The following is a 22131-nucleotide window of genomic DNA, read 5'->3' as shown; positions in this document are numbered from 1 at the left end:
GCTACGCCTTCACCCTTGCCGCTACCGGATCGAACAGCGGCTCCATATGGATCTTCGCTGGCACGCGCTCCATGGCAACGACAAGCTCGTAGCTGCCACCTGCAAGGAAGGCGTCGTCGACGCCGCCGGTATTTCTGACATAGCCGAAGCCGATGTTCTTGCCGACCGTGTAGCCATAGCCGCCACTGGTGAGGTAGCCGACCGGCTGGCCGTCGCGCAGGATCGTCTCACGTCCCAGAAGCACGACGTCCTTGTCGTCGACGGTAAAGCAGGCAAGCCGCTTGGTCAGCGCCGCGTCGCCGAGCTTCTCCAGCGCCTTGCGACCGAGGAAGTCGGTGTCTTTCCTGAGCTTCACCGCCCAGCCGAGCCCGGCCTCGAGTGGTGTGTCGTTGGGGGTGATGTCGGAACCCCAGGCGCGATAGCCCTTTTCCAGGCGCAGCGATTCCAGCGCGCGGTAGCCGACAGGGCGGATGCCGTGAGGCTTGCCCGCCGCCATCAGCGCGTCGAATACCTCACCGGTGGCGCCGATCGGCACATGCAGCTCCCAGCCGAGCTCACCGACATAGGTCACGCGCAGCGCCCGCACGGCGGCACCGGCGATGGCGACCTCTCTGACATGGCCGAAGGGGAAGGCCGCGTTGGAGACGTCGGCAGCAGTGACCGTTTCGAGCACACTCCGTGCATTCGGCCCCATCAATGACAACGTGCCGAACTGCTCGGTCACATCGACCACTTTCGCGTCGTATCCAGACGGGATGTGGTCGCTGATCCAGGCGAGATCGTGGGTGCGGAAGCCGGTGCCGGTGACGATGTAGAATTTGTCGTCGGCCAGCCGGGCAACGGTGAGATCCGCCTCGATGCCGCCACGCGTGTTCAAGAGCTGCGTGTAGGTCAGGCGTCCCACGGCCTTCGACACGTCATTGGCGCAGATGAAGTCGAGCGCTTTCTGCGCGTCCTTGCCCGTCATCTCGTATTTGGCGAAAGATGACTGGTCGAACACGCCCACCGCCTCGCGCACATGCCGGTGTTCGTCGCCGACCGTCGCGAACCAGTTCTGCCGCCCCATGGCGTAGACGTCCTTTGGCTCTACGCCTTCCGGGGCGAACCAGTTGGGCCGCTCCCAGCCGAGCTTGGAGCCGAACACGGCGCGGTGCCTCTTCAGCCGCTCGTAGAGCGGCGAGACGATGTAGGGCCGCCCGCTCGCATATTCCTCGTGCGGATAGCCGATCGTGTAGTGCTTGCCATAGGCCTCGAGCGTGCGGTCCGACACCCATTGCCGGTCGCGGTGCAGGCCCGAGAAGCGGCTGATGTCGACCACCCAGAGGTCGAGCGGCGCCTCGCCGTCGACCACCCATTGCGCCAGCACCCAGCCCGCACCGCCGCCCGAGGCGATGCCGAAGGCGTTGAAGCCGGCGCCGACGAACATGTTCGAGCATTCAGGCGCCACGCCGAGGATGAAATTGCCGTCGGGCGTGAAGCTTTCCGGGCCATTGATCATCTGCTTGACGCCGACATCGGCCAGTCCGGGCACACGCTCGATCGCCTGCATCATGTGCTGTTCGAAATGATCGAAATCGTCATCGAACAGGCGGAATTCCCAATCGTTGGGCACGTCACCAGTGGTCCAGCCTTGCGGGTTGGGTTCGTAGCCGCCCATGACAAGCCCGCCGACCTCCTCCTTGAAATAGGTGCGACGGTCGGGGTCGCGCAGCGTCGGCGCGTCGGTGGCGAGGCCGGGCAGCTTCTCGGTGATGATGTATTGGTGCTTGACGGGCTGCAGAGGCACGTTGATGCCGGCCATCGCACCGACCTGCCGCGCCCATTGGCCAGCGCAGTTCACCACCTTGTCGCAGGCAACGTCGCCTTGGTCGGTCTTCACCTTGAGGATGCGACCGTCCTTCATCTCGAAGCCGGTGACGCGCACGTTTTCGAACAGTCTGGCGCCATGCATGCGCGCGCCCTTGGCCAGCGACTGGGTGATGTCGGAGGGGCTCGCCTGGCCGTCGGTCGGCAGCCATGACGCACCTACCAGGTCCGAGGTGTCCATCATCGGCCACATGCGCTTGACCTCTTCCGGCGACACCAGCTGCATGTCCATGCCGAAGCTCTTGGCGGTCGTTGCCAGCCGCTTGTATTCCGTCCAGCGGTCCTGGTTGGTGGCAAGCCTGAGGCAACCGGTCATCTTCCAGCCGGTGGCAAGCCCGGTCTCGGCCTCCAGCCCCTTGTAGAGCTCGACCGAATATTTCAGCACCCGCGTGATCGACGCCGACGAGCGCAATTGTCCTACCAGGCCCGCCGCGTGCCAGGTCGAACCCGAGGTCAACTTGCCCTGTTCGAGCAGGATCACGTCGGCCTTGTGGTCGCGTGCCAGGTGATAAGCCGTCGAGCAGCCGATGATGCCGCCGCCGATGACGACGATCTGCGCGTGCGAGGGGAGGGCCATAGCTACAGTTTCCCGTACTGGTTCTGGTAGGTTTCGAGCGCCGCCTTGAATTTTTCGAGGTTCTCGGCGGTGTAGGCGACGTAATCGCTGCCCGGGGCGGTGAGGTACAGTTCCGAGACCATGCTCCACATCGCCTCGCGCAGCAGCGAGGCGCATTGCATGGCCTGGTGCGAGCGCCGGATCGCCTGGTCGGGTCTGCCGCCGAAATAGACGGTCAGAAGCTCGTCCGACTCCTCCGCCGTCATGCCGGCATTGGAGGCGGTACCGGCAAGGTCGAACATCGCCGTCGAGAAACCGGCATATTCGAAGTCGATGAGCCAAAGCCTCGAGCCGTCGTCGAGGAAGTTGGCCGGCAGCAGGTCGTTGTGGCTGAAAATGATCGGCAGCGGCGCTTGCGCCTTTTCCAGCTTGTCGGCCAGGTCGAGATAGCGCGGCAGTTCCTGACACATCCGGCTGTTGCCGGCGGCCAGCGTGCGGGCATAGTCACGGATGACGTGGAAGGCCCAGAACATGAAGCCCGCGCCGGAGACATGCCGCGGCATCTCGTCATGGAAGCGCTTGACCAAGTGGGCGATGCGTCCGGCATTGGCCCGCACATCGTCGGCGCCATAGGTCTTGGCGCCGAGGAAAGCGCTGACCATGACGCCAGGCGCGGCATAGCGCAGCTCCGGTGCAAAACCGGCCTCATGGGCCGCACGCGCCACCATCGCCTCGCGGTCGCGGAAGACGTGATGGAACGGATAGTCCTTGCCGAAGCGGACGACATGGCGGCCGTTGCCGTCTTCGACCAGCCAGCTCTCGTTGCTGATGCCGCCCTTGAGTGGCGCAATTGTCAGCGTCCCGTTCCACAAGGGCAGGGCGCGAATGCGGTCCATTGTTGTCAACGCAGCCATCCCCTTACTCCAATCCCAGCCGTGCCTTTGTCCGAGCGGCCCCGGCCGAGATCAGCCGGTCGGCTATGATGGCGATGAAGGCCACCGCCAGACCAGCAACAAGGCCGCGTCCAGTATCGGCCTTGGTCAGGGCGATGTAGACCTCCTGGCCGAGATCCCGGGTGCCGACGAGCGCCGTGATGACAAGCATCGACAGGGCGAACATGATGGTCTGGTTTAGCCCCAACATGATTTCTGGCAGCGCCAGCTTGATCTTGATCCTGGTCAGCAATTGCCATTGCGTGCAGCCCATTGCGGTGCCGGCTTCGATCAGGCGCGGATCGACCTTGCGCAGGCCATGCACTGTGTAGCGAATTGCCGGAGAGATCGCATATGCCACCACCGCAATCATGGCGGTGAAGTCGCCGACACGGAACAGCATCACCGCCGGCATCAGGTAGACGAAGGATGGCAGCGTCTGCAGTGTGTCGATGATCACCTGCACCCAGTTCCACAGCCTGTCGCGCTGGGCAGCGGCGATGCCGATGGGAACGCCGATCAGGCAAGCCAGAACGACCGATATTCCGCACAGATAGACCGTGATCATCGCCTTTTCCCACTGGCCCGTGGCGGCGATCAGGAAGGCAAGCGCGCCGGTCAGCATTGCCAGGCGAAGGCCACCGAGGCGATAGCCGGCGAAGGCCAGGAGTGCTGTCACTCCCGCCCAGGGCAGTCCGAGCAGCAGTCGCTTGAGCGGCACCAGTATGTTCAGCAGAACTGCGTTCTTGGCCGCTTCCAGCGTATCGAAGTAGTTCACGTTGATCCAGCCGACGACATTCGACCAGAACGAGCCGGTCGAGAGCTGGAGCGCCGGCGGATAGGTTTGCAGTGCCGGCATGGCGAGACCGGCAACACCGGCCAGAACGATCATTACCAATGCCGCCACGATGTAGGGATGACGAGCCGGGAGGCTGGTCGACACGGCGGGCGGCGTCATTGTGCCGGCGCGCGCGGCAGACGCCTGGCTCAAACGGTCGAGCGCGATCGCCAGTGCGACGATGGCAAGTCCAGCCTCCAGGCCAGCGCCGATGTCGAGGCGCCGCAATGCCGCCAGAACATCGAAGCCGAGGCCTCCGGCGCCGATCATCGAGGCGATGATCACCATATTTAGCGACAGCATGATCACCTGGTTGACGCCGACCATCAGGCTGTCCTTGGCCGATGGCACAAGCACACGCCATGTCATCTGCCGGCGCGTGCAGCCGATCATCCTGCCAAGGTCGAGCGTGTCGGAAGGCACCGCGCGCAGCGCGAGCGTGGCAATGCGGGTCATCGGCGGCATCGCGTAGATCACTGTCGCCACCACCGCCGCTGTCGGCCCGAAACCGAACAGGAACAGGATCGGCACCAGGTAGGCAAAGACCGGAATGGTTTGCATCAGGTCGAGCACTGGGGTGAGTGCCCGTTCGAACCAGTGCCAGCGATAGGCCGCAATGCCAAGCAGCAGCCCGCCAATCACGCCGATCGGCACCGCCACCAGGATCGAGGCGAGCGTTGCCATTGCGCTCTGCCATTGGCCGAAGGCTGCCAAGAAGCCAAAGCACAGGACCACCAGTGTCGCGAGCCTGCGGCCTCCGGCATGAAAACCGATCAGGCCAATGGTCGCGGTCACTGCGACCCATGACAGCGGTGGCAAAATCTGGACCGCGCCCGAGCCCTGGCCTTTGAGAAAGCCGGTCGCCAGCAGGCTGAGCGCGCAGCGGTAAGGCAGGTCGATCAGGGCAGCAATGAACCGGGTCAGGTCCTTGAAGCTGAACAGTCCGAAATGCGCCTCATTGACTAGCCATTTCATGAAATCGCCGATCCATCGTCCAGCGGGGATGATCGCTGCACTGGGATATTCGAAGGCCCAGTCATAGGCCCCGCCAAACCGCCAAAGCACGATGAAGGCGCCGGCAGCGACGATCCAGGGAATGAGCCCGCGCGGCAAGCCAATTGGACCGGCAGCAGCTTCGACGCTGGAGTTGGCCGGGGCGGTCATCGTCATCCCCGCATCAGCACGTCGACGACGTCGGTTCGAAGCAGTTGGCCCAACATGTTGCCTGCTTCGTCGATGACACCGACGCACTCGTTGGAACCGTCGAAAAGTGCGACGGCTTCCGACACGGTGGCCCGCGCCGGCACAGATGTTTTCGGCTGCGCGCCCTGTACCGGTTTCATGATCGATTGCGCCTTGATCACCTTGGCTTTCGGGACGTTGCGGGTGAACTCGGCGACATAATCGGTGGCCGGGGCAAGCACGATGTCCTCGGGCGTGCCGATCTGCACGACGGCTCCATCCTTCATGATGGCGATGCGGTCGGCCAGCCTGATCGCCTCGTCGAAATCGTGGGTGATGAAAACGATTGTCTTGTTCAGTACCGATTGCAGGCGAATGAATTCGTCCTGCATTTCGCGCCGAATGAGCGGGTCGAGCGCCGAGAAGGGCTCATCGAGGAACCAAAGCTCCGGTTCCACCGCCAGCGACCTGGCAATGCCGACTCGCTGCTGCTGGCCGCCGGAGAGTTCGCGCGGGAAGACACCTTCCTTGCCAGACAGGCCGACAAGTTCGACCATGCGGCGCGCCAGTTGCTCCCGTTTCTGCCGCTTGACGCCCTGAACCTCTAGCGGAAAGGCCACATTCGCAAGCACTGTCAAATGGGGCAGCAAAGCGAATTGCTGGAACACCATGCCCATCTGGTGGCGGCGGATTTCGATCATCCGGGCTTCGTCGGCGGCGAGCAGGTTTTCGCCGTTGAACAGGATTTCGCCTGAGGTCGGCTCGACCAGGCGCGACAGACAGCGCACCAGGGTCGACTTGCCAGAGCCCGACAGCCCCATGATGACGAAGATCTCGCCGTCACGGACCTCGAGATTGACGTTGCGTACCGCGCCGACGAGGCCTGCTTTCACAAGATCGTCGCCGGTGACCGATGCCGGCTCTCTCGCTCGCAGGAAATCGCGCGCGCCGGAGCCGAACAGCTTCCAGACATTGCGGCAGACGAGTTTAGGTTGGCTATCGTTCATCGACCCGGCTGACAATGCTTGCGGGAAATCTGCCCTTCGGCCATGGGGCCGAAGGGATGACGCGCGTCATTCGTTCCGCCCCGTGGCGGGAATGCGGTCTATTTCTTGATCCAGCCGGACCAGCGGGCTTCGTTAGCGCCCATCCACTCCGCTACCACGTCGCTGACGCTCTTTCCGTCGAGGTCGACCTTTGTGATCATCGCGCCCATCTCGTCATTGTCGATCGTGAACGCCTTGATCGCGGCATAGGCGCCAGGCCATTTGTCCTTGACGCCTGACCAGCCGACTTTCCAGATTTCGCCGAAAGGCTTGCCGCAATCATATTGGGCTGCGGCATTCGAGCCCCATTTCGGGTCCTCGTAGCATTCCTTGGTATAGGCTGGGAATTCGACCCATTCGCCCTTGTACTTGGCCGGCGCCCAGTGCGGTGCGTAGATCCACAGCATGATCGGCGCCTGCCGCTGATAGGCGCTTTCGAGTTCGGCAAACAGTGCGGCGTCGGTGCCGGCATGGATCACTTCGAAGGGCAGGTCGAGCGCCTGCACACGCTCATCGTCGAAGCCGCCCCAGGTGACGGGGCCGCCGAGGTAGCGCCCCTTTGGGGCGGTTTCAGCGGTGGAGAATGCCTCGGCGCACGACGCTTCCTTCAGTGCCTCCCAATTGGGAAGGCCCGGGCACTTCTCCTTCATGTATTCGGGGAACCACCATTCTTCCTTGGCCTTCATGCCGGTCGGGCCGATGTTCTCGACCTTGCCGGTTGCCGTCGCCGCGTCCATGGCGTCGCGTCCGGTGGTTTCCCACATCTCCATCGCCACATGCAGGTCGCCGGCTTCAAGCCCGGCAAACTGAGCGAGATAGTCGGCCTGGACATATTCAATGTTGTATCCGGCCTTCTTCAGCACTTCGCCCATGATCTCGGTGGTGATCAACTGACCGGTCCAGTCGTGTAGTGTCAGCTTGATCGGGTCAGCGGATTCCTGTGCCGTGGCCGGTGCCATGGCAAACGCAGCAGACAGCGTCAGTGCTATCGCTGCGGACTGCAAAACCTTGTTGCGCGCGAACATGTCGTGCCTCCTGATCACCCTCTGAAGATGTTGTTTCTTCTTGGTATACCCGAAGGCCCGCACGGCATTGGCGACGGCGGCTCCTGCCAGGTCACTGCATGAGTGTCACGCAGCGTAATGCACGTTGTCAACGAGTGTTTGAGGTTTTATGTGTTTTTTTGACCGATGAATGTGGAATTTTGGTCAAGGAACGGCCATCATACCACGAAACAAGTCAAACCATTGTACGTCTCCTAACAGGTCTGCAAGATGAATCACTCCAAGCGCCACAGCGAAATCCTGCGCCTGCTCGAGGATGAGGGTACGATCACCATCGCAGAGCTCGCCGACAAGCTTGGCGTCTCGCTGGAAACCGTGCGCCGCGACGTCAAGCCGCTCGCCGACGGTGGCTCGATCCTCAAGATGCACGGGGCCATCGGCCTTCCTTCGGTCGTCGGCGAAGCGCCTTTCGAGCGGCGCATGCGCGACAATGCCGACGCCAAGCGTGCCATCGCCAGGACTGTCGCCACCACCATCCATGACGGCGAGTCGGTCATGCTCGATACTGGCACGACGACAAGCTACCTGGCGCGCGAGCTTCTCGGCCATCGCCGCCTGACGGTGGTGACCAACTCCTCCGACATCGCCCGTACGCTGGCGACGGTGAACGGCAACAAGGTCTACATGGCCGGCGGCGAGTTGCGCAGCGACAGTGGTGCGGCCTTCGGCATCTCGGCGATCGAGTTCGTCAGCCGCTTCGCCGTCACCCATGCGGTGATCTCGGCCGGTGCTGTCGATGCCGAAAACGGCGTCATGGACTACAATCTCGAGGAGGCTGAGTTCGCCCGCGTCGTGCTGGCGCGCGGCCAGCGTTCGGTTGTCGTCACCGACCACAGCAAGTTCGGCCGCAAGGGCCTGGTCCAGGTATGCGGCTTCCACGGCTTTACCGAGCTCGTCACCGACAAGCAGCCATCCGACGACCTTGCCCAAGCCCTGGCCGACGCCGGGGCACAGCTCACCATCGCGGGGCGTTGAACCAGACCTCAGGCCTGCGCGAAGACCAGCCTGAAGCAGGCGCCTTTCCTGTCGCTGCCGGCGAGCTCGATGCGGCCGCCATGGATCTGCATGATCTCGTGTACGAGGTTAAGTCCGAGACCGGCGCCATGGCCGCGCGGGCGCAGGCGATAGAACGGCTCGAAGATCTTCTCCCGTTCCGCCGCCGGCACGCCGTCGCCCTCGTCCGAAACCTCGATCGTGGCCGGGCTGTTGACGCCGATGGTGATCCTGCCGGCATTGCCGCCGTGCTCGATGGCATTCTGGACGAGATTGGTGATGGCGCGCTCGACGGCGGTGCGGTCGCCATTGGCAAACAGCTCGCCGCGTGCCGGTTCGAACGACATCTCGTAGCCGGCGGCAAAGGCCATCGGCGCCAGGTCGACGACGACCCCACGGGCCACCGCCACCAGGTCGAAGCGGGTGAATTGCTGCGTCTGCCGGCCGAGCCGCTGGATGTCGAGAAGCTGGTCCGTCAGCGTCGACAGCCGCGCCGTGTCCTGCAGCAGCCGCGCCCGTTCGGGCGTCGCCGGCAGCGAGGTGATGCGCGTGTTGAGGATGGCGACCGGCGTCCGCAGCTCATGTGCGGCATCGATCAGGAAGCGTTTGTGCCGCTCGTAGCCCTTGTCGAGACGGTCGAGCGCCCCGTTGACAGCCTTCACCAGCGGCGCGATTTCGGTTGGGATTGCCTCGATTGGCAGGCGGACGCCGCGTTCTTCGACGTCGATCTTCTCGGCGAGAGTGGCAGCGCGCCGCATACCCTTGAAGGCATTGCGCACGACGAGGGGAATGACGATCAAGGTCGCCAGGCCCATGACGCCGCCGACGGGCAGAATGATGTCGGTGAACAGCTCCGGGGTTATCGACACCAGAGCCATGTAGTGAAACTCACCCTGCGCGCCAGTGAAGATCTGCACGCGGCCAGCCGCGGTATCCGCCCATTGGACGGTCGCCGACGTCTGCGTGCCGCCAAACTGCTTCACGAAAGTCGCGTCGTTGATGTAGTCTAGCGAAGAAGGAATGTCGATCAGCAGGCGGGGCACCTCGCCTTCGGAGATCTTGTTGCCTTCCGTGTCTCGCACGATGAACCAGAGGTTTGGCACCTCAGCGCGCAATCCGGCGAGCAGTGGTCCTTCCTTGAGCGTCAGCTTGCCGGCGTCGTCCTTGCGCACGGTCTTGCGCAACACGTCGATAGCGCGACCCTCATAATTGTCCGGGATCACGCCGGCGATGGTCAGCCCGGCGAGCAGGATGACGATCATCAGCGTCAGCAGAACGACCTGCAACACCACTAGGCGCCACACCAACTGCCACTTCAGCGAGCGCGGCCGGAAGAAGCGCTGGGTATAGAAAAGCAGGCGCGCCAGTCTCATGAAATCTCGCGCAGGAGATAGCCGACGCCACGGACGCCATTGATCTCGACCTTGCCGTCGGCTTCGGCCAGCTTGCGCCGGAGCCGCGACACATGGGTGTCGAGCGCATTGGATTGGATCTCGTCGTCGAGGCCGAACACCGCTTCCATCAGCGACGAACGCTGCACCATGCGGCCCGTCCGACGCAACAGCGCTTCCAGCACCAGCAGCTCACGGCGCGGCAGCGTCAGCGGCTCGCCGCGGACCATGACCTCGCGATGGCCCAGATCGAAGGACAGGTCGCCGGCACGGATGACCTGCGTCTGCACATTGGCCGGCCGGCGCAACAGCGCGCGCAACCGCGCCAGCAGCTCCTCGAAGGCGAAGGGCTTGGCCAGATAGTCGTCGGCGCCCATGTCGAGCCCGTCGACCTTGTCGGAGGTGTCGCTGCGTGCCGTCAGCACCAGCACCGGTGTTGCGTTGCCGCGCGCGCGGATCTTCGGCACCAGCGTCAGGCCGTCGCCGTCGGGCAACTGCCGGTCAAGCAGGATCGCGTCGTAGTTCTCGCTGGCGGCAAAGTCGCCGGCCTCCAGCAGCGATGCGGCGTGATCCACCACCATGTCGTATCGCCGCAACGCCGTCTTCAAAGCCGAAGCCAGTTCTGGCTCGTCTTCCACAAGCAGTATGCGCATTTCAGTCCTCGAAGGGCCCCTCGGTGCCGCCCGGCTATTCCCTCAACATTGCAGAAGCATTGCGCAATAAAGGTCACGACCGAATGCAGCCGTCGAAATGCCCGGTTCTCAGGCTTTGTCGCAATGCATGTGTAATCCAGCGGCCTCAAACAGCTTTCGCTAAAGGCAGGCGACCGATTCGCCGGCAGACGATTTCGAAAGAGGTTCGCAATGGCCGCAAATGACACTTTGTCCTTTCTCATGGCATGGGCCACCGCGCCACTCAAGGTCGCCTCGATAACGCCGTCCAGCTCCAGCCTGGCGACGCTGATGACCCGGGAGCTTGGCCCCGAGACCGGACCGGTCCTCGAACTCGGCGTCGGCACCGGCCCGTTCACCCGCGCCATGCTGGCGCGCGGTGTCAGAGAAAGCGACATGACGCTGATCGAATTCAACAGCGATTTCGCTCATTTGCTCAGGTGCCGCTTCCCCAAGTCGCGGGTGCTGGAAATGGATGCGGCCGATCTGCGCTACCGGCCGATCTATGACGGCCCGATCGCTGGCGCGGCTGTCAGCGGCCTGCCCTTCCTGGCGATCCCGCCACGCCAGACGCTCTCCATCCTGGAAGGTATTTTCGCCAATCTCCGGCCCGAGGGGGCGATGTACCTATTCACATACGGCTTCCGGTGTCCTATTGATCAGCCGCTTCTCGACAGGCTCGATCTCGAAGTGACGCGCATTGGCCATACCTTCCGCAACCTGCCGCCGGCAGCTGTTTATCGGATCACAAGGATGAAGCCGGCAAAGAGTTACGACTGGCGCTTTTCATGATTCCATCTTTCCTGGGCTTCGGCCTGCTCGGCGCGGCATGTCTTGCCTTCACCGAGAAGGTCTCGCCTGTTCCGCCATCGCATGTGCTGCTGCTGTTCCTCGGCATGACGGCTGCACCGGACGTTACGACACTTGTCCCGTTGATGTTTGCGACGACTTTCGGTTCGACCTTGGGATCGATGATCTGGTACACCGGCGGCAACTGGCTGGGGCCCGATCGCGCCGATGCAGCGGTCCGACGGTTCGGCAAATACATCTTCCTCAAGCACGCCACCTATCAGCGGCTGACGGTGGCTTATCGCCGCAACAACTTCCGCGCATCGCTGATCGCCCAGCTGGTGCCGGTGGCGCGGACCTATCTCGCGCTCGAGGCAGGCGTGCTCAGGCTACCGTTCGTGCCCTTCGCGATCGCCACCATGACCGGCGCCTGCATCTGGAACGCTGCCTTCCTGATTGGCGGCTATATGATGCGCGACAGCGACCACGATCCGGTGACCATCGGCTTTCGCATCATCGCCATCGTCGTCGTCGCCGAGATCGTCTTTCTCGTAGCTCTGCGCCACAGCGCGCGAGGGGAGGACAAGGACCGTCCCTCGGGCGAGACGCACCCATGACGGCCGGTGCCCGGCAACAGGCAACCTGCCGCCGGGCACTGCCTTTGATCGGGTTGTGGCTGCCTCAGCCCTGGATCACGCGATAGAAGTTCCAGTAGGACGAGCCTGAGACGACGAAGGGCTCGAGCTTCTTGCCCCATTGTGCATGGGCATCGATCTTGGACAGCTTGGCGAACATCTCTTCGATCTGCGCCAGGCTTTCGACGTTGTGGTTGACCTCGATTGTGGCTTCCTTGGCGCCGATCGATCCGGTCAGGATCTGCATGGCCATCTTGTCGGTTCCGGCCTGCGGACCGATTTCCCGTTCCCATTGGCGCAACAGATCGATGGCGCTCTGCTTGTGCCCGAAGCGGGCATCGATCTTCCAGCGTGCGACGAACATGGCTTCCTCCCATCTGGCGGGCGACCATTCGCCCGCATCCGATCACTCGTCCCAGGCCTGCACCACGGTCTGCCGCGCGATCTTGCCGTCCTTGAGTTCCAGCATCGCAGCGCAGAAGACTTTGGTGCCGTCCGGGTAGGCGCAGTCCTGCGAAAAGGCGAGGTTGTCGCCTTGCGCAATTGTCAGGTCGACGCGATGGCTCATCGCGCGGCTGCAGATGTCGTCCCAGAAGGTGGTGATCGCCGCGCGGCCGCGGATTTCGCGCGGCTTGCTGGGCGGGTTGTTACGGTCGATGACCCGCACCAGCGCGTCGTCGGCGTAGAAGCTGGACAGCATCGGCCCGTCGCGGCTTTCGATCGCCTTCTTGATCGAGGCACCGGTGACGGCTTCCTTGGTGGCAAGCATTTCTTCCTCCTGTCGGCCGGCCTCCCGAGGCGGCCCTGTGTTGCGACGGTCCCTGTGAGGACCTCGAAAACTACTGCGACTTCGCCTTGGCGGCGGCCATTGCCGTGTCGACCTCCTGCTTGAACTGTGGGTAGTCGACCTGCATGCCGTTCAGCACCGTCGACCAGTGGCGGACGACGGCCGCCATCGCCACCGCCTCGCGGATTTCTTCGTCGGTGGCGCCGTTGGCCTTGGCCGCGGCAGTGTGGAAATAGACGCAGTACTGGCACGGTATCTGGGCGGCGACGGCGAGGCCGAGCAGCTCCTTGGTCTTGCCGTTCAGCTCGGTCTTGGGATTGAGCTGGATGCCCTTGAACTCGGCCCAGGCGCCGGCAATGCCCGTTTCCGGGAATGCCTTGAAGAAGCTGGGCACCGAACCGAGCGTGGCTTCGATGTCCTTGTAGGTCGCCTCGGCAGAGGCGTCTTCGGCGCCGGCGCTCGAAGCTGCCAGAACGGCGAGGCCAGCCGCCATCGCCAGCGTGGTGAGCATTCCACTTGCCTTGGTCATGTCTTCCTCCTTCGCAGTTTCGAGGCGCTGTCTCCGCCTGCCTGCATCGGAAAACTTTAGTCCCAGGCGCCGCTTCACCGCTTCGCCCGAAAAGGCCACTGGTCCTATGGCCCGTCCGGGCCAGTCTGCCGCACCGCGAATGCTGCCGCGGCCGCGCGCGAGGGCAGGTCGAGCTTGGTCAGGATGTTGGCGACATGGCGTTTCACCGTGTGTTCGCTGAGGCTGAGTTCGATGGCGATGGCGGCATTGCTCTTGCCGTCGGCGATGAGCGCCACGACCTCGTTTTCGCGCGCCGTCAAGGCCGAAGGCTCGGCTGCGGCGGGCGTGCGGCTGCGGCACGCCGGTTCGAGATGCTGCTCCGACGTCGCCTCGACCAGCGCCAGCGGTCCCTCCAGGTCGTCGAGCGCCAGGCGACCGGCGTCGACGAAATGCAGGCCCGAGCCAGTCGCGATTTCGGAGACGAGCCGTGATGCCAGGATGCCGCCGCGCCCGGCATGTTCGGCAATCTTGACGGCGACACGCACTGTCAGCCCTGACGGTGGCCCGCGTGCGTCGATCTCGCCGACATGCACGCCCTGGGCGCTGGCGATGCCGATGCCCTGAGCCGCGTCGCGCAATGCAGCCGCACATCTGATGGCGCGCGCCGGCCCGTCAAAGCGGGACACCACCACGTCGCCATATTGATCGGCGATGCGGCCGCCATGGCGGCCGACAAGCAGGCGCAGCGTTTCCTGGAAGCGCAGGCTGCGTTCGCTCCACATCCGGTCGCCGAGCCGCGCTGTATCAGAGACGCGCGTCACCAGCAGTGCCGCCAGCACCCGGTCGGTATCCGGCGGGGCATGGGTGCCGGTCAGGAATTCCTCGATCAGGTCGGCAACACGGTTGACGTCGCCCGTCCAGATCGGATGGTCGCGCCCTGAAATCTCGCAGAGCTGCGCGTCGGGAATGTTGCGGGCGAGGTAGCGGCTGGCCTCGGGGGCGACACGGGCATCGTTGCGGCGGTGGATCAGAAGCGTCTGGGCCCGAATGCTGGCCAGCGCACCGCGCACGTCGATCTCGGCGTTCATCCGGGCCAGTGCCGCGGCCGCCGTCGGGCTCGCCGACAAGCGTTCGAAGCGCGCCCACCAGGCGGCAAAGCGGGCGTCGTCGAGACGGCCCGGGGCGAAGTTCTGCAGCGTGGCGCCGGTGCCCCAGTTGGTCTCGGCCGCGTCGATGAATGTCTGCAGCCGCTCCGGGTCCATTACCCATTTGTGGAAATGGGCATAACCGGCATAGAGCACCAGCGAGCGGGTCCGTTCGGGATAGGTCGCGGCAAACAGGATCGCCATCGGCGCGCCCTCGGAGGCGCCGAGGATCGCCGCACGGCTCGATCCCGCGGCATCCATCACCGCGCGCACGTCGTCCATCCGCGTTTCGAGGCTGGGCAGCGCATTCGCGTCGACGCGGTCGGAAAGCCCGGTGCCGCGCTTGTCGAACAGGATCAGGCGCGAGAAGGCCGAGAGGCGCGACAGTAGCCGGCTGTAGCCTTCGTCTTCCCAGTGCAGGTCGAGATTGGAGATGAAACCGGGAACGAAGACGAGGTCGAGCGAACCCTGGCCAACCACCTGATAGGCGATCTGGACGTCACCGCTGCGCGCATATCGAGTAGCGATCGGCCTTGCCACAGCCATTCCGCCTGCAAATTGCATTAGGTCTGGCTAAGATTAGCAGGTTTCCGGCGGGAAGGTGAGGGGCCTTCGCCGGCCCCAGGGCCTGCTTTAGGCTGCGTCCTGCCTGGGGCGCCGGATCTTGGCGGCGGCGTCGATGACCAGCGGCTTCATGCCCTTGCCGCCTTCGTCGAACATCTCGAAGAACTGGCGCCGCATCCGCGGATCCCAGAAGTCATTGATGTGCTTGGCGACGCCTGCAACACCCTCGTCATGGGGCTTGGACTCGAAGAATGTCGCGATCTGGTTCGCCATGTAGACGAGCTTTTCCTTCGTCCCCATCCTGTGCTCTTCATGCGACATTTTTGGCGGCTCCGGTGGTTACGCGGTCTGGATGGGTGAAGATGTCGAAATCGTCGCCGCGCACCAGTGCGATCAGCGTCATGCCGGCCTGTTCGGCGGTGCGGATGGCGAGTGCCGTCGGTGCCGAAACGGCGATGATGAAGGGCGCCCCGATGGCTGCCGTCTTCTGCACCATTTCCACCGACACGCGGCTGGTCACCACCACGGCGCCCGTACCGCCGCTGATGCCGGCTTTGTTCAGCGCACCCGCAAGCTTGTCGAGCGCATTGTGGCGGCCGACGTCCTCGCGTGCTGCCACGATGCCCTTGCCGGGCACGTAGAAACCGGCGGCGTGCACCGCGCCTGTCTCGGCATGCAGCGGCTGTACCTTGGACAGCAGCTTCACCGCCTGCACGATGTCGTCGGCGGAAAGCCCTGATGACGATGTGTGGACGTCGTCGACCGAACGCATCGCCTCCTCGATCGATTCGATGCCGCAAAGGCCGCATCCGACCGGGCCGGCAAGCCGGCGGCGGCGTTGCTCGAAGCGCTTGTTGGCCTTGTCCTTGAGCCTGATCTGGATGTCGATGCCGGCCTCGACATCGAGCACTTCGATCGTTTCGATCTCCTTGACCGAGCCGATGATGCCTTCGGTCAGCGAGAAACCGAGCGCGAAATCCTCGAAGTCGGCTGGGCTCGCCATCATCACCGCATGGGTGGTGCCGCCATAGGACAGCGCCACCGGCGTCTCCTCCGGCACCATGCGGTTGGCCACCGTGATGCCGCTCGCCCGGCGGGCGAGACGGCTGGTCTGGGTGATGGCGGGGCGGTCGGTCACCGCAAGGCTACTCCGCCGCTTCCAGATGGCCGGCGATGCGGCGGCTCTGCTGGGCCTGCTCGTTGTAGTCCTTCTGCCAATCCGACGGACCGTTGGAGGCGCCGACCTGAACCGCCGTTACCTTGTATTCCGGACAATTGGTTGCCCAGTCCGAGAAGTCGGTGGTGATGACGTTGGCCTGCGTGTCGGGGTGGTGGAAGGTGGTGTAGACCACGCCAGGCGACACCTTGTCGGTAATCGTCGCACGCAGCGTCGTTTCTCCGGCACGGCTCTGCAGCCTGACCCAGTCGCCGTCGCGCAGGCCGCGCTGTTCGGCGTCGTGCGGATGGATTTCCAGCAGGTCCTCGGCGTGCCAGGCAACGTTTTCGGTGCGCCGTGTCTGCGCGCCGACATTGTACTGGCTGAGGATTCTGCCGGTGGTCAAAAGCAGCGGGAAACGCGGGCCGGTCTTTTCGTCGGTCGCGACATACTCGGTGCGGATAAACTTGCCCTTGCCGCGGACGAAGCCGTCGATGTGCATGATCGGCGTGCCTTCCGGCGCCTTGTCGTTGCACGGCCACTGCACCGAGCCCATCTTCTCCAGGAACTCGTAGGAGACGTTGGCGAAGCTCGGCGTCGTCTTGGCCACCTCGTCCATGATCTCGGACGGGTGCTGGTAGTTCCAGTTCAGGCCCATCGCCTGAGCGAGGCGCTGCGTCACTTCCCAGTCGGCGAGGCCGTTCTTCGGTGCCATCACCTTGCGCACGCGGTTGATGCGGCGCTCGGCGTTGGTGAAGGTGCCGTCCTTCTCGAGGAAGGTCGAACCGGGCAGGAACACGTGGGCGTAGTTGGCGGTCTCGTTGAGGAACAGATCCTGCACAACGACGCATTCCATGGCTTCCAGGCCGGCCGACACGTGCTTGGTGTCGGGGTCCGACTGCAGGATGTCTTCGCCCTGGATGTAGATGCCCTTGAAGGTGCCGTCGACGGCGGCATCCAGCATGTTGGGGATGCGCAGACCGGGCTCGTTGTCGAGCTTGACGCCCCACAGGCTGTCATAGATGTCACGCACCGCGTCGCCCGAGATGTGGCGGTAGCCCGGCAGTTCGTGCGGGAACGAGCCCATGTCGCAGGCGCCCTGAACGTTGTTCTGGCCGCGCAGTGGGTTCACGCCGACGCCTCTGCGGCCGATATTGCCGGTCAGCATGGCGAGGTTGGCGATGCCGATGACGGTCGTCGAACCCTGGCTATGCTCGGTGACGCCGAGGCCGTAATAGATCGCGCCGTTGCCGCCGGTGGCGTAGAGGCGGGCCGCACCGCGGATGGTCTCGGCCGGAACGCCCGACAGCTTCTCGACTTCCTCGGGGCTGTGGCGCGGATCCGAGACGAACTCGGCATAATCCTGGAATTCCGACCAGTCGCAGCGCTCGCGGATGAACTTCTCGTCAAACAGGCCTTCGGTGACGATGACATGCGCGATCGCGGTAACCACGGCGACGTTGGTGCCCGGCTTCAGCGCCAGATGATGCTCGGCCTCGATATGGGCCGACTTCACCATTTCGGTGCGGCGCGGATCGATGACGATAAGCTTGGCGCCGGCGCGCAGGCGCTTCTTCAGGCGCGAAGCAAACACCGGGTGGGCCGAGGCAGGGTTGGCGCCGATGATCAGCGCGACATCGGTGTCCTCGACCGAGTCGAAGTCCTGTGTACCGGCCGACGTGCCATAGGTCTGGCCGAGGCCGTAGCCGGTCGGCGAGTGGCAAACGCGGGCGCAGGTGTCGACGTTGTTGTTGCCAAAGCCCTGGCGGATCAGCTTCTGCACGAGGAAGGTTTCCTCATTGGTGCAGCGCGACGAGGTGATGCCGCCGATGGCGCCGCGGCCGTACTGATACTGGATGCGGCGGAATTCCTTGGCCGTGTGTGTCAGCGCCTCTTCCCACGACACTTCACGCCACGGATCGGTGATCTTGTCGCGGATCATCGGGTTGAGGATGCGCTCCTTGTGCGTGGCATAACCATAAGCGAAGCGGCCCTTGACGCAGGAGTGGCCACGGTTGGCCTTGCCGTCCTTCCACGGCACCATGCGCACGAGCTCGTCGCCGCGCATCTCTGCCTTGAACGAGCAGCCGACACCGCAATAGGCGCAGGTGGTGACGACCGAGTGCTCGGGCTGGCCGATCTCGATCACAGACTTTTCCGTCAGCGTCGCCGTCGGGCAGGCCTGCACGCAGGCGCCGCAGGAAACGCACTCGCTGTCGAGGAACAGTTCATGCGCGCCGGGCGAGACACGGCTGCCGAAGCCGCGGCCTTCGATGGTCAGCGCAAACGTGCCCTGCACCTCTTCGCAGGCCCGCACGCAGCGCGAGCAGACGATGCATTTGGACGGGTCGTAGGTGAAATACGGGTTGGACTCGTCCTTGGCCATCCACTTGAAGTTTGCGACGCCGTCATTCTTGGCGCGAACATGGTTGTCGCCTTCATAGCCGTAGCGCACGTCGCGCAGGCCGACGGCACCCGCCATGTCCTGCAATTCGCAGTCGCCATTGGCGGCACAGGTCAGGCAGTCGAGCGGGTGATCGGAGATGTAGAGCTCCATCACGCCCTTGCGGATGTCCTTGAGGCGGCCGGTCTGGGTATGCACGACCATGCCGGGCATGACAGGCGTCGTGCAGGACGACGGCGTGCCGTTGCGGCCTTCGATCTCGACCAGGCAGAGGCGGCAGGAGCCGAAGGCGTCGACCATGTCGGTGGCGCAGAGCTTCGGGATGGCGATGCCCGCTTCCATCGAAGCGCGCATGATCGAGGTGCCTTCGGGCACGGTGACCTCGAAGCCGTCGACGGTCAGCGTGACTTGCTTTTCGGACTTGGAGGCAGGGGTGCCGAAGTCGATTTCGTGAATGAGACCCATGATGTCGTCTCCTATTCCGCTGCCTGGGCGACCGCTGCCGGCCGGAAGTCTTCGGGGAAATGGTGGATGGCGCTCATGACAGGGTACGGAGTAAAACCGCCGAGAGCGCAAAGGGATCCAAACTTCATCGTGTTGCAGAGGTCGGTCACCAGCGCGAGCTGCTTTTCCGGCTCGATGTTCTGCTTGAGCTTGTCGAGCGTTTCGACACCGCGCGTCGAGCCGATGCGGCAGGGCGTGCACTTGCCGCAGCTTTCGATGGCGCAGAATTCCATGGCGAAGCGTGCCTGCTTCAGCATGTCGGCGCTGTCGTCGAACACGGTGATGCCGGCATGACCGATCAGGCCGTCACGTTTGGCGAACTCCTCATAGTCGAATGGCGTGTCGAACAGAGCGCGCGGGAAGTAGGCGCCGAGCGGGCCGCCGACCTGCACCGCCTTGACCGGACGACCGGTCGCCGTGCCGCCGCCGATCTCGTCGACGATCTCGCCCAGCGTCAGGCCGAAGGCAACCTCGAACAGGCCGCCATGCTTGACGTTGCCGGCGATCTGGATCGGGATGGTGCCGCGCGAGCGGCCCATACCGAAGTCCTTGTAATACTGCGCGCCCTTGTCCATCACGATCGGCACCGAGGCGAGCGAAATCACGTTGTTGATGACTGTCGGCTTGCCGAACAGGCCCTGGATCGCCGGCAGCGGCGGCTTGGCACGGACCACGCCGCGCTTGCCTTCGAGGCTGTTGAGCAGCGAGGTTTCCTCGCCGCAGACATAGGCGCCGGCGCCCGAGCGGATTTCGATGTCGAAGCCCTGGGAGGATCCAAGCACGCTCTTGCCGAGCACGCCGGCGCGACGGGCAACTTTCACCGCCTTGTCCATCACGGCGATGGCGTGAGGATATTCGGAGCGGATGTAGACGTAACCCTTGGTGGCGTGGGTGGCGAGGCCGGCGATCGCCATGCCCTCGATCAGCACGAACGGGTCGCCTTCCATGATCATGCGGTCGGCGAAGGTCGCCGAGTCGCCTTCGTCGGCATTGCAGACGATGTACTTCTGATCGGCCGCGGTATCGAGAACGGTCTTCCACTTGATGCCGGTCGGGAAGCCGGCGCCACCGCGGCCGCGCAGGCCGGACTCGGTCACTTGCTTGACGATGTCGGCCGGCGCCATTGACACGGCCTTGCGCAGGCCGGCAAGGCCGCCATGAGCTTCGTAATCTTCCAGCGAAATCGGGTCGGTGATGCCGCAGCGGGCGAAGGTCAGGCGCGTCTGCTTGGCGACAAATGGCAGCTTTTCCGGATCGCCGAGCGACAGCTTGTGCTGGCCGCCATTGGTCAGGCCGGCGTCGAACAGCGAAGCGACGTCCTTGGCAGAGACCGGGCCGTAGGCAACGCGACCGGCTTCGGTCCTTACTTCAACCATCGGCTCGAGCCAGTACAGGCCGCGCGAACCGTTACGCACGATCCTGGCGTCGATGCCGCGTGCAGCAATTTCTTTCTCGACCGCCTTGGCGACCTTTTCGGCGCCGAGCGACAGTGAACCCGAATCGCCGGGAATGTAGATCGTCACGCTCATGAGCGGATCTCCTCGGCGATTTCATCGATCTTGTCGGCGTCGAGACGGCCGATCACTTCGCCGTCGAGCATCGCGGCAGGAGCACAGGCGCACAGGCCGAGGCAATAGATCGGCTCCAGCGTCACTGCGCCATCCTTGCTCGTCTCGTGGAAACCGATGCCGAGCTTCTGCTTGATCTGGGCGGCGATCGCGTCGCTGCCCATCGACTGGCAGGCTTCGGCCTGGCAGACCTTGAGCACGTGCCGGCCGGCCGGGTGGTGGCGGAAATCGTGATAGAAGGTGAAGACGCCGTGCACTTCGGCACGCGACAGGTTCAGTGCCTCGGCGATGATCGGCAGGGTTTCCTGCGGAACATAGCCAAACTCTTCCTGGACACCATGAAGGATCGGGATCAGCGGACCCTCGAGGTTCTTCAATTCGCTTATCACCGCAGCGGTTCGCTCGGCGAGTTCGGTACTTGCTGGCTGCATGACCACGCAGCGCCCTCCCTGACTTCGCGCCGTTCCCTTGGCGCAGTATGTCTATTGAACCGATCCAAGGGGCCGGAATCAATAAAGCTGTTTCGTCGTATGATAAAAATTTTCTATCGAGTGGACGAAAGCAGGGGGTAGTGTAGGTCAGGACCTGCGGCGGAAATCGCCTGCCAGCGCCATGGCTTCGTCAAGCAGCGCCTGCACCAGCGTGGTGTTCGGATCGCGCTTGGCGACCACCAGTCCGACCGTGTGGCTGGCATCGGGCTCGACGATCGGTATTGCACGGATCGGTTCGGCAAAACCGAACGTTTCCGCGAGGTTGAGCGGCATGATCGACGACCATTTGCCGGTCCTGATGTGCGAGAAAAGCACGATCATCGAGTTCGATTCCAGCGTCGGCCGCACCTGAACGCCGGCATCTGCCAGGTGCTGGTCGATGATGCGGCGGTTCTGCATGTCGGGGGTGAGCAGGCACAGCGGCAGCGTGCTGACCTCTTCCCATGTCACCTTGTCACGATCGGAATATTCGTTCCCCGCCGCCGTGATCAGCTGGTAGCGCTCTGCATAGAGCGGCACGCTGGTCACCCGGCCGAGCGGCTCGTTGTCGAGATAGGTGATTCCCGCGTCGATCTCGAAATTGCCGAGCAGCGACAGAACCTCGATCGAGGTGCGCGAGAGGATCGAGAAGGTGACGCCGGGGTGCTTGTCGCGGAACGGCGTCGTCAGCCTCGGCACCATGGCGAGGGCTGTCGGGATGGCGGCAATGCGGATTCGGCCGGACAGGCCGTGCCGAGCCGCACGCATCTCCTCGCGCATGGCGCGAGTGTCGCCGACGATGCGCCGCGCCCAGTCCAGCACCTGCCGTCCCTCGGGCGTCAGCCCCTGAAAGCGCGAGCCGCGCTGCACCAGCATCACGCCAAGGATGTCCTCGAGCTGCTTGATGCCGGCCGACAGCGTCGGCTGGGTGACGCCGCATTCCTCGGCGGCGCGCCCGAAATGTTGCTCCCTTGCGAGCGCGATGAAGAACTCAAGCTTGTCGATCATGCCGGAAAACTATCCGGCGTCGGTCGAATTAGCCAGTCTTCACAAGGGACTACC

The 22131-nt window shown here is 63.9% G+C and carries 20 protein-coding genes; 3 read left to right on the top strand and 17 right to left on the bottom strand.

Annotation, left to right across the window (positions count from 1 at the left end; genetic code table 11):
* Position 1: 1 nt before the first annotated feature.
* The 5 genes from H5P29_RS28220 to H5P29_RS28200 all read right to left on the bottom strand — a co-directional run bounded on the left by H5P29_RS28220 (position 2) and on the right by H5P29_RS28200 (position 7445).
* Positions 2-2443, bottom strand: coding sequence for an FAD-dependent oxidoreductase (locus H5P29_RS28220; RefSeq protein WP_154386876.1), 2442 nt, complete (start codon positions 2441-2443; stop codon positions 2-4).
* Between the two features lie 2 nt (positions 2444-2445).
* Entirely contained in the window at positions 2446-3327 is an 882-nt protein-coding gene (locus tag H5P29_RS28215) for a phosphotransferase family protein (protein ID WP_154386930.1), read from the bottom strand.
* A 13-nt stretch (positions 3328-3340) separates the two neighbouring features.
* Positions 3341-5362: a proline/glycine betaine ABC transporter permease gene (locus tag H5P29_RS28210; protein ID WP_246340966.1), complete on the bottom strand. Its 2022-nt coding sequence runs from the start codon at positions 5360-5362 to the stop codon at positions 3341-3343.
* On the bottom strand, positions 5359-6381 hold the full coding sequence (locus H5P29_RS28205) for a glycine betaine/L-proline ABC transporter ATP-binding protein (protein ID WP_067965579.1): 1023 nt from the start codon (positions 6379-6381) through the stop codon (positions 5359-5361). The genes H5P29_RS28210 and H5P29_RS28205 overlap by 4 nt, the downstream gene beginning before the upstream one ends.
* Before the next feature lie 98 nt (positions 6382-6479).
* Entirely contained in the window at positions 6480-7445 is a 966-nt protein-coding gene (locus tag H5P29_RS28200; protein ID WP_067965577.1) for an ABC transporter substrate-binding protein, read from the bottom strand.
* Between the two features lie 249 nt (positions 7446-7694).
* On the opposite strand from H5P29_RS28200, the gene H5P29_RS28195 reads away from it, so the two are divergent.
* The gene (locus tag H5P29_RS28195; RefSeq protein ID WP_154386877.1) at positions 7695-8459 is read left to right on the top strand and encodes a DeoR/GlpR family DNA-binding transcription regulator; all 765 of its coding nucleotides are present in this window, start codon (positions 7695-7697) and stop codon (positions 8457-8459) included.
* Between the two features lie 8 nt (positions 8460-8467).
* Here the strand turns inward: H5P29_RS28195 and H5P29_RS28190 are convergent, their stop codons facing one another.
* Both H5P29_RS28190 and H5P29_RS28185 read right to left on the bottom strand, forming a co-directional pair.
* Positions 8468-9850: a sensor histidine kinase KdpD gene (locus tag H5P29_RS28190; protein WP_154386878.1), complete on the bottom strand. Its 1383-nt coding sequence runs from the start codon at positions 9848-9850 to the stop codon at positions 8468-8470.
* Complete coding sequence (locus H5P29_RS28185) at positions 9847-10521, bottom strand: response regulator transcription factor (protein ID WP_067965571.1); 675 nt, start codon at positions 10519-10521, stop codon at positions 9847-9849. The genes H5P29_RS28190 and H5P29_RS28185 overlap by 4 nt, the downstream gene beginning before the upstream one ends.
* 210 nt (positions 10522-10731) lie before the next feature.
* Here H5P29_RS28185 and H5P29_RS28180 point away from each other — a divergent pair, with 210 nt between their 5' ends.
* Together H5P29_RS28180 and H5P29_RS28175 are read left to right on the top strand one after the other, a co-directional pair.
* A complete protein-coding gene (locus H5P29_RS28180; RefSeq protein WP_154386879.1) occupies positions 10732-11331 on the top strand; it encodes a class I SAM-dependent methyltransferase in 600 nt (199 codons plus the stop codon).
* A complete protein-coding gene (locus tag H5P29_RS28175) occupies positions 11328-11945 on the top strand; it encodes a DedA family protein (protein ID WP_154386880.1) in 618 nt (205 codons plus the stop codon). Before H5P29_RS28180 ends, H5P29_RS28175 begins: the two co-directional genes overlap by 4 nt.
* 64 nt (positions 11946-12009) lie before the next feature.
* Here the strand turns inward: H5P29_RS28175 and H5P29_RS28170 are convergent, their stop codons facing one another.
* The 10 genes from H5P29_RS28170 to H5P29_RS28125 form a co-directional block, all read right to left on the bottom strand.
* Positions 12010-12327, bottom strand: coding sequence for a hypothetical protein (locus tag H5P29_RS28170; protein ID WP_067965566.1), 318 nt, complete (start codon positions 12325-12327; stop codon positions 12010-12012).
* A gap of 42 nt (positions 12328-12369) precedes the next feature.
* Positions 12370-12732, bottom strand: a complete 363-nt coding sequence (locus H5P29_RS28165; protein WP_067965564.1) for a nuclear transport factor 2 family protein — start codon at positions 12730-12732, stop codon at positions 12370-12372.
* A gap of 70 nt (positions 12733-12802) precedes the next feature.
* A complete protein-coding gene (locus tag H5P29_RS28160; protein WP_067967121.1) occupies positions 12803-13279 on the bottom strand; it encodes a carboxymuconolactone decarboxylase family protein in 477 nt (158 codons plus the stop codon).
* A gap of 104 nt (positions 13280-13383) precedes the next feature.
* Positions 13384-14949, bottom strand: coding sequence for an alpha/beta fold hydrolase (locus tag H5P29_RS28155; RefSeq protein ID WP_154386881.1), 1566 nt, complete (start codon positions 14947-14949; stop codon positions 13384-13386).
* Between the two features lie 87 nt (positions 14950-15036).
* Positions 15037-15267, bottom strand: a complete 231-nt coding sequence (locus H5P29_RS28150; RefSeq protein WP_067965560.1) for a formate dehydrogenase subunit delta — start codon at positions 15265-15267, stop codon at positions 15037-15039.
* A 10-nt stretch (positions 15268-15277) separates the two neighbouring features.
* Positions 15278-16105 carry a formate dehydrogenase accessory sulfurtransferase FdhD gene (gene fdhD, locus H5P29_RS28145; RefSeq protein WP_182575538.1) on the bottom strand — a complete coding sequence of 276 codons (828 nt, stop codon included), beginning with the start codon at positions 16103-16105 and terminating at the stop codon, positions 15278-15280.
* Between the two features lie 7 nt (positions 16106-16112).
* A complete protein-coding gene (gene fdhF / locus H5P29_RS28140) occupies positions 16113-18992 on the bottom strand; it encodes a formate dehydrogenase subunit alpha (RefSeq protein WP_154386882.1) in 2880 nt (959 codons plus the stop codon).
* A gap of 11 nt (positions 18993-19003) precedes the next feature.
* Positions 19004-20560: an NADH-quinone oxidoreductase subunit NuoF gene (locus H5P29_RS28135; protein WP_154386883.1), complete on the bottom strand. Its 1557-nt coding sequence runs from the start codon at positions 20558-20560 to the stop codon at positions 19004-19006.
* Positions 20557-21036 (bottom strand): formate dehydrogenase subunit gamma, encoded by a 480-nt coding sequence (locus H5P29_RS28130; RefSeq protein WP_067965552.1) that lies wholly within the window; start codon positions 21034-21036, stop codon positions 20557-20559. The genes H5P29_RS28135 and H5P29_RS28130 overlap by 4 nt, the downstream gene beginning before the upstream one ends.
* A 141-nt stretch (positions 21037-21177) precedes the next feature.
* Positions 21178-22077 (bottom strand): LysR family transcriptional regulator, encoded by a 900-nt coding sequence (locus H5P29_RS28125; RefSeq protein WP_067965550.1) that lies wholly within the window; start codon positions 22075-22077, stop codon positions 21178-21180.
* Positions 22078-22131 lie beyond the last annotated feature (54 nt).

This window comes from Aminobacter sp. MDW-2, assembly GCF_014250155.1.
Lineage (GTDB): Bacteria > Pseudomonadota > Alphaproteobacteria > Rhizobiales > Rhizobiaceae > Aminobacter > Aminobacter ciceronei.
This window is presented reverse-complemented; position numbering and strand designations above follow the sequence as displayed.